The sequence below is a fragment of the Methylocella sp. genome (assembly GCF_041905455.1).
In the GTDB taxonomy this organism is placed as follows: domain Bacteria; phylum Pseudomonadota; class Alphaproteobacteria; order Rhizobiales; family Beijerinckiaceae; genus Methylocapsa.
On the sequence record NZ_JAYRLA010000015.1, the window covers coordinates 1 to 13,796 of the forward strand.

The 13,796-nt window shown below is 59.3% G+C and carries 14 protein-coding genes and 1 pseudogene; 10 read left to right on the forward strand and 5 right to left on the reverse strand.

The window, feature by feature from the left end; genetic code table 11:
• The 8 genes and pseudogenes from ACE3OG_RS12595 to ACE3OG_RS12630 all read left to right on the forward strand — a co-directional run.
• Window positions 1-109, forward strand: a pseudogene (locus ACE3OG_RS12595) (IS5/IS1182 family transposase); the annotation flags it as partial.
• Between the two features lie 28 nt (window positions 110-137).
• On the forward strand, window positions 138-341 hold the full coding sequence (locus tag ACE3OG_RS12600; RefSeq protein WP_374309328.1) for a helix-turn-helix domain-containing protein: 204 nt from the start codon (window positions 138-140) through the stop codon (window positions 339-341).
• A complete protein-coding gene (locus ACE3OG_RS12605; RefSeq protein ID WP_374309161.1) occupies window positions 338-2,605 on the forward strand; it encodes a DUF5906 domain-containing protein in 2,268 nt (755 codons plus the stop codon). Before ACE3OG_RS12600 ends, ACE3OG_RS12605 begins: the two co-directional genes overlap by 4 nt.
• A 735-nt stretch (window positions 2,606-3,340) precedes the next feature.
• Window positions 3,341-3,856, forward strand: a complete 516-nt coding sequence (locus ACE3OG_RS12610) for a hypothetical protein (protein WP_374309163.1) — start codon at window positions 3,341-3,343, stop codon at window positions 3,854-3,856.
• The gene (locus ACE3OG_RS12615; protein WP_374309165.1) at window positions 3,822-4,103 is read left to right on the forward strand and encodes a hypothetical protein; all 282 of its coding nucleotides are present in this window, start codon (window positions 3,822-3,824) and stop codon (window positions 4,101-4,103) included. Before ACE3OG_RS12610 ends, ACE3OG_RS12615 begins: the two co-directional genes overlap by 35 nt.
• A gap of 110 nt (window positions 4,104-4,213) precedes the next feature.
• Entirely contained in the window at window positions 4,214-4,453 is a 240-nt protein-coding gene (locus ACE3OG_RS12620; RefSeq protein WP_374309167.1) for a hypothetical protein, read from the forward strand.
• Window positions 4,454-4,605: 152 nt separating this feature from the next.
• Entirely contained in the window at window positions 4,606-5,352 is a 747-nt protein-coding gene (locus ACE3OG_RS12625; RefSeq protein ID WP_374309169.1) for a hypothetical protein, read from the forward strand.
• 3 nt (window positions 5,353-5,355) lie between these two features.
• Window positions 5,356-5,610 carry a hypothetical protein gene (locus ACE3OG_RS12630; protein WP_374309171.1) on the forward strand — a complete coding sequence of 85 codons (255 nt, stop codon included), beginning with the start codon at window positions 5,356-5,358 and terminating at the stop codon, window positions 5,608-5,610.
• Window positions 5,611-5,630: 20 nt separating this feature from the next.
• Here ACE3OG_RS12630 and ACE3OG_RS12635 read toward each other — a convergent pair whose 3' ends face one another.
• Window positions 5,631-5,978: a helix-turn-helix domain-containing protein gene (locus tag ACE3OG_RS12635; RefSeq protein ID WP_374309173.1), complete on the reverse strand. Its 348-nt coding sequence runs from the start codon at window positions 5,976-5,978 to the stop codon at window positions 5,631-5,633.
• A gap of 130 nt (window positions 5,979-6,108) precedes the next feature.
• Here ACE3OG_RS12635 and ACE3OG_RS12640 point away from each other — a divergent pair, with 130 nt between their 5' ends.
• On the forward strand, window positions 6,109-6,399 hold the full coding sequence (locus ACE3OG_RS12640) for a hypothetical protein (protein ID WP_374309175.1): 291 nt from the start codon (window positions 6,109-6,111) through the stop codon (window positions 6,397-6,399).
• A gap of 134 nt (window positions 6,400-6,533) precedes the next feature.
• Window positions 6,534-6,992, forward strand: coding sequence for a DUF2786 domain-containing protein (locus ACE3OG_RS12645; RefSeq protein WP_374309177.1), 459 nt, complete (start codon window positions 6,534-6,536; stop codon window positions 6,990-6,992).
• Here ACE3OG_RS12645 and ACE3OG_RS12650 read toward each other — a convergent pair whose 3' ends face one another.
• The 4 genes from ACE3OG_RS12650 to ACE3OG_RS12665 are packed head-to-tail and all read right to left on the reverse strand — an operon-like array spanning window position 6,993 to window position 13,786.
• Window positions 6,993-8,183 carry a GIY-YIG nuclease family protein gene (locus tag ACE3OG_RS12650; RefSeq protein WP_374309179.1) on the reverse strand — a complete coding sequence of 397 codons (1,191 nt, stop codon included), beginning with the start codon at window positions 8,181-8,183 and terminating at the stop codon, window positions 6,993-6,995.
• Window positions 8,176-10,245 (reverse strand): DEAD/DEAH box helicase, encoded by a 2,070-nt coding sequence (locus ACE3OG_RS12655; protein ID WP_374309181.1) that lies wholly within the window; start codon window positions 10,243-10,245, stop codon window positions 8,176-8,178. The genes ACE3OG_RS12650 and ACE3OG_RS12655 overlap by 8 nt, the downstream gene beginning before the upstream one ends.
• A complete protein-coding gene (locus ACE3OG_RS12660; RefSeq protein WP_374309183.1) occupies window positions 10,242-11,021 on the reverse strand; it encodes a hypothetical protein in 780 nt (259 codons plus the stop codon). The genes ACE3OG_RS12655 and ACE3OG_RS12660 overlap by 4 nt, the downstream gene beginning before the upstream one ends.
• On the reverse strand, window positions 11,018-13,786 hold the full coding sequence (locus ACE3OG_RS12665; RefSeq protein WP_374309185.1) for a class I SAM-dependent DNA methyltransferase: 2,769 nt from the start codon (window positions 13,784-13,786) through the stop codon (window positions 11,018-11,020). Before ACE3OG_RS12665 ends, ACE3OG_RS12660 begins: the two co-directional genes overlap by 4 nt.
• Window positions 13,787-13,796: the final 10 nt, after the last annotated feature.

Sequence of the window (13,796 nt, forward strand, 5' to 3'; positions counted from 1 at the left end):
CTTCAACAAGCTCAAGCACTTCCGCAGGTTCGCGACACGCTACGATCGACGCGCCAACCTCTATCTCGCATTCATCCACCTCGCCGCAATCGATCTATGGCTGCGTTGAATGTGGATTCGCCCTAGTCGAGAGCACGCTGCGGCGCGTTCTCGATGCCCATAGCCGCTCTCCCTGGCACGACACGGAGTCGGCCGCAGCCTATATCGGCTGCGAGCCGGGAACGCTGAAGACCTGGCGCGCTCGCGGCGGAGGTCCGCACTATCACCTCATCAACAGCAAGTCCGTTCGCTACCATCGCGACGATTTGGACTCCTTCGTGCGTGGGGAGGACAACCGATGAGCGACGTTCTGGAAAACGAGAACGGGCGCATCGGGGAGATCGATGCGCCCGCATATGCTCGGGAGAAGAATGCCGGGTTCGACGCCGACGTTGTTGAGAATGCCGAGGTCGGCACTTCCGAAACGCCGTCGTTCCAGGATGCGAGCTATCTCGACGCCCATGCGGAAGCGGGCCATGAGTTGATCCCGATCGACGGCAAGGTGCCTGTCGAGCGCGGATGGACCAAGGCCGAGCCGATGAACCTGGACAAGGCCAGGGCGCGGATGCGTGCCGGCAAGAATGTCGGCGTGAGGCTGCGCGCGGCCGATCTGGTGATCGACGTCGATCCGAGGCACTTCGAGGACGGCGACGACCCGGCGGCCCGGCTCTGGAAGGATTTTGTCCTTCCCGAATGTCCTTTCGTGAGGACCGGAGGCGGCGGCTTCCACTTCTACTTGCGCAAGGCTGACGACATCGAGGTCGTGGACAGGCTTGCGGCCTATGCCGGCATCGAGTTCAAGTCGAAGGGTCGGCAGGTGGTTGCGGCCGGCTCGATCCATCCCGATACCGGACTCATTTATGTGCTCGATGATGACGTGCTTGCTCTGACGCTTTTCGAAGCGCCTGAGGCGACCACGGCGCTCCTGGACGCGATCGGGAAGCCGACCGTCGAGGCTTCGGGCGACGAACCTGGCGCGATCGATCCCGAGACCTTGGCCGAATGGCTGGAGTCGGTCGATCCGACCGAGTTCAAGGACCAGAGGAAGTGGCAAGACATGATGATGTCCTGCCACCATGCGACGGGCGGCGCCGGCGCTGACGAGTTCATTGCCTGGAGCACGTCGGACCCCGATTATTCCAACCATGATGAGGTCATCCGGCGGCGTTGGAACACGCTCAGCGCTATTCCGAACGGGATCACGGTCAGAACGCTGATCGCTCACCTGCCGCAGGAGAAGCGGCGTGAGGCGGTCGAGCGCATCAACAGGGCCACCGCGCTCGACGATTTCCCCGACGACCTCAACGCCGAGCCGGACAAGCCGCGGTCGGTGTGGGACGATTGGGTCTTTGTCGCCGATGCGATGCAGTTCGTGCGGCGTGACGACGGCAAGAAGTACCGAACCGACCAGTGGAAGGCGCTCTATGCCGGTCTCAATCCCGATGGCGAGGTTCTGAACGCCATCTGGAAGGGTCGTGTTCCGATGCGCAAGTTCGAGTCGCTGGTCTATCTGCCCGAGAAGGCGGAGTTCCCGGACGGCGAGAGCGGCAATCGCTACAACATCTGGCGCAAGGACGGGGTCGAGGCGATGTCGGGAGACGTGACGCCCTTCCTAGTTCACATGGCCTATCTGTTCCCTGACGAGAAGGACCGTGACCACGTTCTCGACTATCTCGCTCTGCTGGTGCAGCGGCCTGCCGACAAGATCCACTTCGCGCTGCTCATCCGTGGAGCACAGGGAACCGGCAAGAGCTGGATCGGCCGGCTGATGGAGAAGATCGTCGGCAGCCGAAACACCGTTCGGCCGTCGAACGAGGAGGTCGTGTCGCACTGGACGGCGTGGATGGAGGGTTCGCAGCTTGCCGTCATCGAGGAGTTGATGACGCTCGGGCGCAAGGAGGTGGCGAACCGGCTCAAGCCGGCGATCACCGACCCGACGATCAGGATCGAGGAGAAGAACTGCTCGCTCTACTCGATCCCGAATTGCCTGAACTTCATCAGCTTCACCAACCACGAGGATGCCCTGCCGATCGAGCACGGCGACAGGCGTTGGCTTGTTGTGTTCTCGCCGGCGAGGCCGAGGGACAGCGCCTACTACCATGGCCTGTTCGAGTTCCTGGACGGAGACGGCGCTGCCTGCGTCAAGCACTGGCTGCTGAAGCGGAAGGTCGCCTTGAACCCGCATGGCGTGGCGCCGTTCACGGCCGGCAAGGAGGCGATGCGGCGCCTGTCGATCGGCGATGCCGAGGCGTACCTGCTCGAATTGTTCGAGGAGCGGCAGCCGCCCTTCGACTTCGACCTGGTGCGTGTCGATGAACTGGTCGATGCCGTGCCTTCGGCGTTGCGTGGTCGCTCGAACCTTCGGGCTCGGGTGTCGAAGTTCCTGAAGGACGAGATCGGCGCCGTCAGCCATGCCCGCTACACCAAGGCCGACAGGAAGCGTCCTGCCTATCAGCTATGGTCGGTTCGCAATCATGACATCTGGGACAACATCGGCGCTTCCGGCAGGATCGACGCCTACATGGCCCACGTCTCGGATGACGTGCTTGACGAGTTCAAGAGGTAGACAGGGGCGACAGCCGGTGGATGGCCTTCGTCGTCCACCGGCTGTCGCAATAAAATCAGCGCCTTAGGCTCTGAGTAGACAGGTAGACAATCGATTTTCAGGTTATGGCAGGATGGATAACGTTGGATCGACGAAGGGCACGGCAGCATCGGCGTTATGAACCTTTATGTCTTCGAAACGTCGAGAAAGCTCTGTCTACCTGTCCACCTTCACGCCTGAAGAACACACGCGACACGCAGGCCCCGTGGGCCTCGCGCGCGTGGCACAGTCAGTCAGCGGTGGTCATGGAAGCCTTCGACGACATCGGCCCTGGGAAGACGCAGGAAAAGGCATCGAAGCTGTCCTGGAGCTCGGCAGGATGCCAGAGCATCTAATTGGTGATCGGAAAGCCTGAGTCCCAAAGGTGAGTCCGATCAAGGGCATGGCCGTCGTTGCCATCCAAAGTACCGGACCAGGCACCGGGAATGCCTCTGTAGTGTTCGCTGGTGATCGACCGCCTGGAAGGGCGTGAGGCAATCATGTCTGACGATTGCAGCAGCATAACGGTGGGATGAAAAACTCACTTCCCGATGGAAGGGCGCCGGCGTCCTGTGATTGCCGCCGGCACAACGGCCCTTCCTTTTGAAACCGGGCCGGCGCCTTCCATCTCTGAAAAATATGCCAGGCAATTGCTGGCGTCCCGCACGCTCCGCAAGCTGCATTTTTTTGCGTGAGGAGCGCAAGGGAAAGTCGGTCATGACCACGAAAGCAAAGAGCCGGGCGCTGGAGACGCGCGACATCCGCCGCCCGGCCATGGATCGCAAGTGGTCGCCGGCCATTGAGGCGCGCGTGCTCGACATCGTCGCCAGGACCGGATCGCCGAAGACGGCAGCGAATGCCACTGGCGTGTCGGCTGCTACGATCCACGACCACCGCAAGCGCGACCTGGAGTTCGGCGCCAAATATGCGCAGGCGATGGATGCTGCGTTTCACAATGTCTTGGGCCGAGCCTTCGAACGTTCGCTTGATGAGGATGAGCCGAGCGATCGATTGATCGAGGTTTTGCTGAAATTCAGGTGGCCCGAGCGGTTGAACGGATTCCTCGCCGTTGTCGGCGATGGCCCTGCCGATACGTCTGGACCAGTCGGCCTCGATCCGCGCGTCATCGCCAGGATGGAGCCGGCTGACCGCAATGCGCTCATCAGCTTGCTGGAAAAATACCTTGATGTCGAACAGCATGGACAGCGACAGCCGATCGTCATCGAAGGCTAGCGCGGCAACGCGGCTGCTTCGCGACCTGATGGCTGCCGAAGATTTAGTCGCGCGGCTTGACGCGACCGCGCCTGAAACCTGCCGACGCCATGGTGGGGCGCAGGCAATGCTTGCCGGCTTCGGCGGTGCCATCACCTGCATCGGCTTCTGGCGCCTGGAATTCGGTGTCGCACCAGACGGTGTTGCACTGTGGGAGGAAATGGCTGCCGAGCACCAAGCCGTTCACCGTGGCAACGCAGGTGAATGAGAAAAGTCAATCATCGTTTGCTCGCACAAACGATGGTCGATTTGGGCTTGACGGCCTGCTGTGGTGCCCCTGCGCACGATGCGCGGGCAAACGGCAAAAGGAGAAGCGCAATGATGACCATGGAAGAAGAAATCGATTTCAACAGGCAGATGGTTGGCAAGACCATAGCTCAGCAGAAGAAGCGGTTTCACCAGAGCGAGTACGCTCTCGACGCTTTTGAGAATCATCCGATCGCCTTGGCCGCGCATGATCTCGTTCTCAAGTGCGGTCTTGCTGTCCAGGAGTTCCTGTATCGCGGTGGTCGCAAGGATCAGGCGATCCTGTTCCTTCGCAAGCTGATGGAGAGTTAGTGCTGGTCCATTTCTGGATCTGATCGTCGCATCGTCATCGCGTCTGGTCTGCTGATGGGCAGGCTGACCGCGATGGCGGTGACGACGATGCGGCTGCGCCGCGCCTGTTCTCGCCTTGGCCTTCGCGTGATGCGGAGCGAAAGGAGAAGAACATGGTGGCCAAGAAAGCGGCCCTTGCGAGCAATTGGCTTTCCGCGACGGATTTGATCCAGCGGCTTGGCCGGGCCAGAGAAAATCGCGATCAGCACGCCAAATTGCTGAATACCCTTGAAGGCCAGGTGACGCAGCGGCGCATCGACGTCGAACGCAGCCTGGCCGACCTTTCTCCCAACGAGCGCAGCAAAATCGTGACCCGCGCCGTCAACGGCCACCGCGCCGAGTTGCGGCGCAAGTCCGCCGACACGCGGCTCGCTCTTGTCCGTGAGGCAGGCCGGTTCCGCGACGAAGTCGCCGCCGTCCGCGCCCACTATCAATCCCCGATACAGTGCTTGATGCGCGAGAGCCTGGGCAGCGAGCGCCGTAGCCGCTTGCTCGGACAGATCGCCAATTCCGGCATCACCGAACTGGCGTCGCTTGCCTCCTTTGCTGCCGCGACCAGGGACAAGGAGTTGGGCGCGGCGCTCTGCACCCGCGTCTCCATGCTGCCGATCCACGACCGCCCCTTCTCCGCGCACGAACTGGCCGACGCCTTGGTGGGCGAGGATCACCGCCGCGTCACGCAGGCGATCCTGGAAACCGAGCGCATCGCGATCGAGACGCTGCACTCCGACTCCGCATTCGAGACCGGCAAGACGAACCTCAGCCGCACCATGCAGACCGCGATCATGCGCCGCGAGGAGCAAGCGGTCGGCGCCGACCTGACCGACCTCGACGCCATCACCGAAAAGAAGGAGGACTGAGTCATGACCACCTATTGCGTATTCGCCGATGCGGAGAACAAGCGCCGCGCCGATCGCTGCAACACGATCGTTGTCCAGGCTGCCGATCCCGACTCGGCTCGTGCAGCCGCCGAGGCCCACATCGGCGCCAATCCCGGCAACCTCGCCGGCTTTGCCGTGGTGGACCTGTCCAGCGCGCCGCCCTTCGTCGTGCGAGGACATCCGCCGCTCGGCGGCGCCAGACAGACTGTCTGGCCGAGCACCATCCATTCGCTTTGATACCGAACGCCTGACAGTACCTAACCCGGCGGCGTCAGCCGTCCCATGAAGGCATCAAGCATACTTGCGGTTCGGGCCAACTGATCCGCGTTCATGTCGGCAAGAACGGCATGAATGTGCGTCAACAGCTTTCCGCGCTCGCCCTTCGGAGTCGCATCATCGCCGGCGCCAAAGAGGGCGAGCGGCGGCAGGCCGAGAGCCAGGGCGATTTTCTCCACCGTGTCGAAGGATGGGGCAGCAACCCCGCGCTCGATCTTGCCGATGGTTTCGATCGATACATCGACCGATTCAGCCAGGCTTTCCTGGGTCATGCCGGCCGCTCGCCGGTGATGGCGCACGTTCGTCCCGAATGCCTGCTTTAGGTCCACCCCTCACCTCCGATTCTTCATGATCGAAGGCAACAGATCGGATTTCGAGGAATCAGAGCTTCTGGTTTTTATATTTACGACTTATAGATTCTTATATAGAAAAATACGGTCTCCAGTTACGGATTTTGTCGTGCCTGAAATCCTGCTGCTCATCTTCAAGTGGGGGCTGGTCGCGCTCGCAGTGTCGCCGATCGTCATCGGCATTGGATGGGAAATCGTGGAGGGCTCGCTCTTGCCCAGGCTGATCCCTCACAAGGAAATCGAGCGGCTGGCCGACGACCTGATCCGGCAATGCCCCTCCGATCCCCAGGAGGTGGCGTTCGTCGAGGAGCACGCCGCCTGGTTCCGGTCGAAGAGCTACGACCAGGGGAAATGGCATCGCGTGCGAAAGCTCATCAGGCAGAAAATGGCCGGCCGCTGACCGCCAGCCGGTCTTTCATCGAGAACCGCTTTTGACCATCGAGCCCTGAAAATTTTCCCGTCCAACCCGGCTCGCAGACTCCCCCGAACGCGACAGCATGGTCCCGCGGCATCCTGCCGCCGGGAGACAGGACCATGACCAAGACGAAGAAGTCGAGCGCGAGAGAACTGCCGCTGGTCAGGCGGCGCATCGCGGCGCTGCTGGAGAAGACCGAGGCCAACGGCTGCACGCCGGGCGAGGCTGACGCCGCGATCAAGAAAGCGCGCGAACTGGTCAGGCAATACAAGCTCGATCCGGGCGCGTTCCGGTGGCCGCAGACACCTTCGGCAACAGAAACCGAGCCGACATCAGAGTCGAAGTCATCGAAGCCGCCACGGGCCGCCGCATCGGGCCGTGGCAAGGGCATCGGCAAACTCGCCGAGCGGCTGATCGTCGAAAATCCCGACTGGTCCCACGCTCAAATTGCAGAGGAAGTGAACCGGAGGATTGAAGAGTCCAAGGCGACGAGCAAATCCGTCAGGTGGTACGCCAGCCAGATGCGCAAACGCGGAAACCGAATACCAAGCAGGCGTAAACAGAAGGCGAGCGCCTAACTAAGCCGCCTTGGCCCTCGTAAGGGATGCAGTTGACGGATCGTATTGGAAATCAACGATCGATCCGTCCCGTATCTTTTCGACAGCTTGGTCGATCACCGGGAGCGGCACCAGGAACCACTCTCTCGGCTTCACGGGATGGCCGAAACGATCCTCGATCGTCAAATCGAGTTGTGCCGGTGCGAAGACACGGTGCAGAATGTTTTCCAGCCGCGTCCTGTTGATATTGAACAGCTTGTAGGTCGCGACGACTTCCACATCCGCCAGTAGGTACGTGGCATCCATTGCGGCATTGGCGACGCGCGTTTCGACCTTGCCCCCCGTCACGCCGATCTTGTGAATCAGTTCGCGATGCGCGGCAACGTCGGGATGCTGCGACTTGCTCTGCAGGACGTAGATCGTTCCGCTTTCCAAATCCTCGTCGTCGGCATCGCCGCCGAACAAAGGACCGGCGCTCGGGTCGGTGATGCGCCGCCCGGCATCGTCGCGGTGCAACGCGCGTTGCAGGGACCGGAGCAGAACGTCGCTCTCCGTTCCGTTGTCGTAGATCACGCGCAGGCGGCTGTCGCGGCGATCATATTCGGTCCTGAACTCGTCGCCGACCTCGGCAACGTAAGCAATCTGGCCACCGACGATGAAAAACTCGCCTTTCTTGATCTCGGCCATGGTCTGGAACCGGCGTGTTTGCCGCACGCCTTCATCCAGTTCCTTCTTCACCTGTTCGAGGATGGGCCTGAAGCGTGCGAAGTCGACGCAAACCGTGCGGTTGGCGATCTCCTCCGCTGCCCGGACTTCGTCGCGCGGCTTCACATGCGTGAGCCTTGTAATGTCCACGCCGTTGGCTTTTTCGACGCCAAGGGCTTCCAGCAAAGCACTATCGTCGCCATCCTCGGCAAAGCCGCCATGGACAGGGCTGAGCATTTCCAAAAGATTGTGCCGGTCGAACTCCTTCAGGAGCGCGCGGCAATCCGGCAATTCGCGAAGGCGGTCGAGACGGACCGCATAAAGCCGCTCGAAAATGTCCCGCTCGTCGCCATGCAGGGGGGGACGCCCATGCTCATCGACAAACTTCAGGATGTCCTCGAAGCCTGCGATGATGCGCTCCTCCTGAGGCGTGCGTGCAGATACCTTCTTCGTCTCGATCGAGACGCCGAGCGCTTCAAGCAGTTCCCTATCGTCCAACTCATCCATTCGACGATCCTGCCGCGTAACGTTGCAAGAAGGCAACGCCCTCGGCCATGCGCTTTTCCCAGGCGTCTGCCGACGTGATCTCGGGCAACCGGCCACGCTCGATCTTGAACTTCAATGCCCGCTTCGCGAGGTCGCGCGCCTCCTCAATGGTCAGACTGACCTTTTTGCCGGCGATGACGGCTGCGACCTGTTTCAGCATCTGCTCACTCATCGATTTGCCGAGGATGGCATAAGCGGCCTCGAACGGATTGATCCGGTCGATCAGATCGATATCAAGATTGCGCACATCCATGGCGAACTTGCGGACGCCGTCGATGAGCGCCGACCCGCCTTTCGTCTCGCCTTTTTCCTCCATCTCGGCTGCAACCGCCTTGGCCTTCTGGGTCAGATTGAGCGCGGCGATGGCGTGCTGGCGAATAGCCTCCTGGTCCTCCTCGCTCAGTTCCGGGTAGCGTTCCTTGACGATCTTGCCCATGCGCACATGGGTCAGTTCCTGAGGCACCGTCTCCTCGTCGAACAGGCCGCGCTCCAGAGCGGTCTTATCCTGCACGAAAGCCGTAATGACTTCGTTCAGGTCTTCCTGGCAGATGCGCTTGGCCTCGTTACTTTGCGGGGTAACAAGCCCGTTGATTTCCATGTGGAACTGGCCGGTCTCCTCGTTGAAACCGACATTGGTGCCGTTCGGATCATAGCCGCCTTCGCCATAGTTGTAGCCGGGCAGCGGGCCGTCCCCGCTGTTTTTCGGCGTGAAATTGAAGCGCGGCGCAAGCACTTGCTCCATCAGGAGGCTTGCTGCGATCGCCTTCAAGGTATCGTTGACGGCATCGACGACAACCTCCTCGCTGGCATCCGGCTCGGCGATCAGGTTGGTGAAGCGGGCGCTTCCCTTGCCGGGCGCGTCGCGGGTAGCGCGGCCGATAATCTGGATGATTTCGGTGAGGCTCGACCGATAACCCACCGTCAGCGCGTGCTCGCACCAGATCCAGTCGAATCCCTCCTTGGCCATGCCAAGCGCGATGATGATATCGACGTGGTCGCGGTCGTTGCGGTGCGCCGGATCCTTCAGCGCGCCGATCACCTTGTCGCGCTTTCCCGGCTCGTCCTCGACGAGGTCGGCAACCTTGATGAGCCTGCCGTCTTTCAACCGAACGCGATGGAAGCCGGTGGCAGGGTCTTCTCCCTCCCACTTACCAAGCGCGTCCATGATCTCGTTCACCTCCTTCACCTTGTCCTTGGTGCTTTCACGGGAGTTGACGTTGGGAATATGAACGATCGTTTTCATCGACGGATCGAGCACCTTCATGATCGCGTCGAGATAGCGCCCGGAATAGAAGAAGTAGCCGATATCGAGCGATTTCAGGTGCTCGTAGCCATTAAGCTGCTCATAGTAAGTATAGGTCACGGTCGCGAATTTTGCCTCGTCCCCTGGCGCCAGCACGGCCTCGGCGTCACCGCGGAAATAGGAGCCGGTCATTGCGACCAGATGCACCTTGTCGCGGGCAATGAAACGGCCAAGTTGCTCGCCAAGCCGGTTGTCGGGACTGGCGCTGACATGGTGGAATTCATCGACCGCGATGAGGCAACCGTCGAACGCCTCGATGCCTAGCTCATCGACCGCAAAGCGAAACGTGGCATGGGTGCAGACAAGCGCGCGATCATTGCTTGCGAGAAACTGGCCGACCGCCTTTACTTTGGATTTCGCGATGCCTGGATTGTCGATGCCCGGCGCATTGCACAGGTTCCATTGCGGCTGCACCGTCCAGTCCCAATGAAAGCCGTGCTTCGACAACGGTTCGTCGGCGAAACTGCCGCCGATCGAGCGCTCCGGCACGACGATGATGGCCTTCTTGATGTTCTGGTTGTTGAGCTTGTCGAGCGCGATGAACATCAGCGCGCGTGATTTTCCCGAAGCTGGCGGCGACTTGATGAGCAGGTATTGCTCGCCCCGCCGTTCGTAGACGCGTTCCTGCATGGTGCGCATCCCGAACTCGTTGGCCTTGGTCGAGTTGCCGGTTTGAGCGGTGCGGAGAGAAACGGAGGGAATCGCGCTGGACGTGGTCATGTATTGCTCGCCTGTTTTGCGTCGGCACGGTCCTTCAAGATGGCTTTCCCAAACCAGTCCGGCACGTCGGTCATTTGAGAATCGAAGACATTTTCTGGAACATCCCGCCAAAATGCCAGGATCGCATCCGAGAATGCCTGGAATTGATCGTCGCTGACCCGGAGATGAGTATGGTCGCGATATTTTGTGTCCGAAAAGGCACCAGTGCCCTTGAACGGGTCATCGAGGTATTTTGGAAATTTATCTCTCAACTCGTCGAGAGATTTTCCGTCACCGTGCTTATAGACATTGACCACAAGCCGGCACTCATCGAGTGCGCGAAAATAACTGGAATTGCGGACATTCCAACCGAAGCATTCCAGCAAATCGGCAATCTGGCCGAGGTCGGCTGACCAAACCTTCGAAGCTGCAATGCCACCGTGATGCCAGTGCCCGATCTCGCGTACCAGCCAATCGCGTAACTGCTTGTCCCATTCGTGGAACATGCCAGCAACGACGCTCAAGCGAGTCTGCTCGTGCATATCGCTCAAGAGGCCGTAGAACTCTATGCTGTGGTCGTAAGCAGCCTCATCGAACTCGCCCGGATCATGCCGGTCTGGATCAAAGCGATGGCTGTTTTGCTCCAGCCATTCCTCGGCGGCTCGGTCGGCGTCGGCGCTAATATCATCGAACTGCGAAAGTAGCCGCTTCCGAGCCTGTTCGACGTAGAACAAATGCCCCTTAATCAGCGATTGCCGAAACGGTCCCCACATCTGGAACAGCACATAACCACTCATGCCGTCGCCGCCTTCCTGGCTTTGGTAGGCTTGCCGGCCGCGGCAGTCATCTTGGTGTAAAGCTCGAACAGCTTTTCCAGCCGCTCGGTGTCGTTCTTGAAGCGGCGGCCAATATAGATGCGCTCCAGTGTTTCGTCGTTACGCTCATGCGCTTCGCGCAAGTCGTCCGGCATGTTCTCGGGATCGTAGAGGTCGGCGATGGTCTTGGGGAAATGCGCCTCGCGCGCCAGCAGAATGTCCTCAGCGCAGCGGGTCAGGTCAGCCTTGTTCTTGTCGGTCAGCGTCGGGACTGGAAAGGTGTTCCAACCAAGTGTCGATGAATAACGAAGGCGCGTCTCCAACTTACCGCAAACGCTCTCCACCCATACGATATGCATCTTTGAAATTATGATCGCCAGTTCCCATAGTTTGGGCGCGTAAACGGCATATGCAGCGTTTGTGACCACGCTATTAGCGTCCAATAAATCAGCGGGTAGATAAGGTCGATTTTCAGATGATGTTGCCGCAACGATGATCGACAGGGTATTTCTGTGAGCGCGCTGCGCAAATTTGTGAGGAATGGCAGCGTACCCGCGTGTCGTTTTCGCTGAGGAGTCATCTCGGAACTTCTTAACCTGCCGAATCCTCTGATCCACCACAGGGATCGATCGCGCCAACGGCAGATGTTCGTCTTCAATCCAAAGGCAGCTCCTGTTTCGATAGTGAATCAATTCTTGAGAGCCCAAGAGGCCCTTCAATAAGGGGCTGATTTCCGGATTTGACTTAACTAAATTTTCGACCTCATCCTGCGTCAATATTAGATTGCCATCATCCCGCGCCATACTCCCCATTACCATTTCGTCGAATTCGGGGTTTATTGGCTCATCGCGCGGGCTTACATATAATTCAGGGCCAGAGACGAGATATGGTGAAATCGATGGCACCGCCCTCATTGTATCTTCTGAGTATAGGTCGCATTTTGTAGGTTTCTTCTTGCTGATCCCAATTATTACGCAATGAACGACGGCGTTATTAGCTGCATTGTTCTTCCACTTAAAATCTTGATGAGCGAAAGAGATATGTAGGTCCTTAGCGTACAGCCGTGACCAAAGATAACTGACTTGCTCACCCTGACTAATTGAATTTGTGGACACGAAAGCGAAAGTCGCATCACAGCTTTCAAGAAATTGGGCAGCTTTGACGAACCAGCCAATTACATAGTCGCAATCCTTGTAATCGTTATGTCCGTTGAAAATCGCAGCCATATCTTCTTTTTGTGATTTTGTCTGCTTTCTAGCGCCTTTGAACTGCGGATTCCCGCAAATATATGTCTCTCCACCCTCGTTCTCGAAATCGATCTGCGCCTGATCGAGCGGTGTGTGAAACAGGTCATCAGCCTGATGTTTCACGCCCGTGCCGGTCGGCGGACAGATGCTCAACCAGTCCAGCCGCAACGCATTGCCACAAGCAATCCAGTTCTCCGCGTCGAGTGGAAGAAAGTCCTGCAATGCCTCTTTCTGACCTCGATACAGAACGTCGCACTGATATTCGGCAATGATGAGTGCGAGACGCGCGATCTCAGCCGGGAAGTCGCGCAACTCGATCCCACGAAAATTGGTCAGTGGAATCTCACTCTTGCGTCCATCCTCCTTGCGTCGTGTGTTGATCTCCACCTCGATGGCCCGCATCTCCTTGTAGGCGATGACAAGGAAATTCCCCGAGCCGCAAGCGGGATCGAACACGCGGATGCGGGCCATACGCTTGCGCAGGTTGAGCAACATGCGGGCATTGTCGCCGGCTTCCTCCAGCTTCGCGCGCAAGTCATCGAGAAAGAGCGGGTCCAGGACCTTCAGGATGTTCGGCACGCTGGTGTAGTGCATTCCGAGTGTGCCGCGCTCCTCGTCCTCGGCGACGGCCTGGATCATCGAGCCGAAAATGTCGGGGTTGATCTTCTTCCAGTCCAGATTGCCGATATGGATGAGGTAGGAGCGCGCGATCTTGGAAAAGCGCGGCACGTCCATGTCGCCGGAGAATAGCCCACCGTTCACATAAGGAAACGCATCGGCCCAGCGCGGAATTTTCGAAGCCGCGCGATCCGGCCCCTTGGTATTCATCGCCTGGAACAACGTGCCAATCACCTCATGGGTGTTCGATGAATCCCGCGCGCTCATTTGATCGACGGTCGCGGTGAAAAGATCATCGCCGATAAAGATATCCGTGCTTTCGGCGAAAAAACAGAAGATCAGCCTCGCCATGAAATGGTTGATATCGGCGCGACGCTGCTCGGTGCCCCATTCGGGGTTGGTCTTCAGCAATTCGACATAGAGCCGGTTCAACCGGCCTGTGGCCTTGATGTCGAACGCACTCTCACGGATTTGCCTGACAGTGGTGATACCGGCCAGCGGCAGGAAGAAACCGAAATGCTCGGCGAAATCGGGATAGGCGCAGACGATGGGCGGGATGTCGGAAACGAGGTCTTCTGCCTCCAACGTCACGCCGTCGGTGGCGAGGATGAACTTGGCCTTGTTCGCCGCCGTCTTGGGACTCGTCCGTAGTTTCGCAAGAGTCGCGCTGACCTGGCCTTCCGGACAGACCGCAATATGGATGTTGTTCCGCTGGAGGACGCCACCTTCCACATCCGATGAGTTGGAGGACGCGCTGCGCAGACGCCTGACGGTCGTTTCCTTGTTGCCGAAGGCGGTGAGGAAGGCGAAGGGAAATTCGGCCGCATCGAACGGCGCCGCCGCCAACTCCGATACCGCTTCCTCGATTTCGACTGCGTTCATCCCCTCGCCC

Coding starts and splice junctions, on each gene's coding strand:
- ACE3OG_RS12605 (WP_374309161.1), top strand. CDS start 338: ATGAGCGACGTTCTGGAAAACGAGAACGGGCGCATCGGGGAGATCGAT.
- ACE3OG_RS12610 (WP_374309163.1), top strand. CDS start 3,341: ATGACCACGAAAGCAAAGAGCCGGGCGCTGGAGACGCGCGACATCCGC.
- ACE3OG_RS12615 (WP_374309165.1), top strand. CDS start 3,822: ATGGACAGCGACAGCCGATCGTCATCGAAGGCTAGCGCGGCAACGCGG.
- ACE3OG_RS12620 (WP_374309167.1), top strand. CDS start 4,214: ATGATGACCATGGAAGAAGAAATCGATTTCAACAGGCAGATGGTTGGC.
- ACE3OG_RS12625 (WP_374309169.1), top strand. CDS start 4,606: ATGGTGGCCAAGAAAGCGGCCCTTGCGAGCAATTGGCTTTCCGCGACG.
- ACE3OG_RS12630 (WP_374309171.1), top strand. CDS start 5,356: ATGACCACCTATTGCGTATTCGCCGATGCGGAGAACAAGCGCCGCGCC.
- ACE3OG_RS12645 (WP_374309177.1), top strand. CDS start 6,534: ATGACCAAGACGAAGAAGTCGAGCGCGAGAGAACTGCCGCTGGTCAGG.
- ACE3OG_RS12650 (WP_374309179.1), bottom strand. CDS start 8,183: ATGGATGAGTTGGACGATAGGGAACTGCTTGAAGCGCTCGGCGTCTCG.
- ACE3OG_RS12655 (WP_374309181.1), bottom strand. CDS start 10,245: ATGACCACGTCCAGCGCGATTCCCTCCGTTTCTCTCCGCACCGCTCAA.
- ACE3OG_RS12660 (WP_374309183.1), bottom strand. CDS start 11,021: ATGAGTGGTTATGTGCTGTTCCAGATGTGGGGACCGTTTCGGCAATCG.
- ACE3OG_RS12665 (WP_374309185.1), bottom strand. CDS start 13,786: ATGAACGCAGTCGAAATCGAGGAAGCGGTATCGGAGTTGGCGGCGGCG.